The 1,420-nt window shown below is 54.0% G+C and carries 2 protein-coding genes; one reads left to right on the forward strand and one right to left on the reverse strand.

Annotated features, from left to right (window positions below; genetic code table 11):
* Positions 1 to 170: 170 nt before the first annotated feature.
* On the forward strand, positions 171 to 932 hold the full coding sequence (locus AB9K34_RS09190; protein ID WP_369954125.1) for a reverse transcriptase domain-containing protein: 762 nt from the start codon (positions 171 to 173) through the stop codon (positions 930 to 932).
* A 353-nt stretch (positions 933 to 1,285) separates the two neighbouring features.
* Here AB9K34_RS09190 and AB9K34_RS09195 read toward each other — a convergent pair.
* A partial coding sequence (locus AB9K34_RS09195; protein ID WP_287883799.1) for a transposase occupies positions 1,286 to 1,420 on the reverse strand: 135 nt, incomplete at its 5' end.

Consider the following 1,420-nt stretch of genomic DNA (forward strand, 5'->3'; position numbering starts at 1 on the left):
CGGGCAGCGAGGATGAAATGTTCGAAAAACGTCCACTCCTCGTCCGTCATCAAGTCTCGTGCCAAGCTGGTCTCCATAGCAGATACTAGCTTGAATCACGCCTACGGTGCATTGTGAATCCCTTTTGTCAACACGGCCTAAACGCCCACCACGGCACAGTTTGGAAGAATGTGACCCGCTATTCGTGGGTTGAGACGGAGGATTTAGACGCCGTACTGGGAAAGAAGCGAAACTGCCACGGTCGGGTCTGCTCTCCAGCCGATTTTGTCCAGCACGTAAGGGGGCGCAAAGCCGGGCTGGTTCGGAAGCATGAACAGACGTTCGGCATCCCACAAGGGACGCCAATTTCTGGTCTATACGCCAACATCTACCTGCGTACATTTGACCGAGAAATGATGGCATGGGTTGGACGCTACGGCGGGTCTTATCGCCGCTATTCGGACGATATTGCCGTCATTCTTCCCCTGGGCAGCAAAGTTGATCACGTTGTCTCGGTTGTAGAGAAAATGTTGGCCGATTTTGGACTTGCTATGTCGGTCGACAAAACCGACCACGCTCACTTCCAAGGTGGTCGTCTCATTTCTGCGAAGGCGATCCAGTATCTTGGTTTCACGTTTGACGGCAACAATGTGCTGATCCGACCATCATCCCTCGACGCGTACCGGCATAAAATGCGACGCGGCGTCCACGCAAAACTTGTCGCGGCAAAAGGCAAAGAGATTCCGTCGTTCAAGGTTTTCAAGCGTGAGGTACTCAGCCGCTATACCCACCTAGGAAAGCGCCGGAATTTCTTAAAATATGCCTACAAGGCGGCTGACGTGATGGGCAGCAAAGAAATCAGGCAGCAGGTGAAGCCACATATGACTTGGTTCAATCGGGCTTGGGAGAAAGAAGTCGCAAAGGTCTACGGAGGTCTTGTTGTCGGGTCCTGAGGCTGCATTGTTCGCCCTCGTCACTTAGTATGTGTACCGTTTGCTACCACTCGCTTTCTTGTCCTTGGAGACCGGCGCTGCAGCCGTGTGCTTTCCACTCTGGTTACTTTCTGCTGTCATCCTCCCGCCATTAACGTTTTACGGCGCTTCCTCACCGTGCCGCGATCAATGTTCATCTCCCTGGCGATCTGGACGTCGTTCTTGCCCGTCGAGAATGCGGCCATGAACTCTGCGTCAGTTACTTTGCGCAGGTAGTTTCCAGAAGGGATATCGAGGCCATGGGCCTCCAGCGCTTTTTGAATTGAACGCGCGCGTGCGACACGCCATGCTTGCGCATGAGTTCCGATACTAGGTCATGTTGACAAATGGCGGAGCCATAGGCGGATAGATGTGATGTCGATGAAGCCAAGGAAGCTCTCGGCGGTCTTGTCGTAGCGGGTGGCGACGCGCCGGGCGTTTTTGAGCTTGTTGAAGCAGCGCTCGACCAG

This window comes from Sedimentitalea sp. XS_ASV28 (assembly GCF_041224545.1).
Lineage (GTDB): Bacteria > Pseudomonadota > Alphaproteobacteria > Rhodobacterales > Rhodobacteraceae > Sedimentitalea.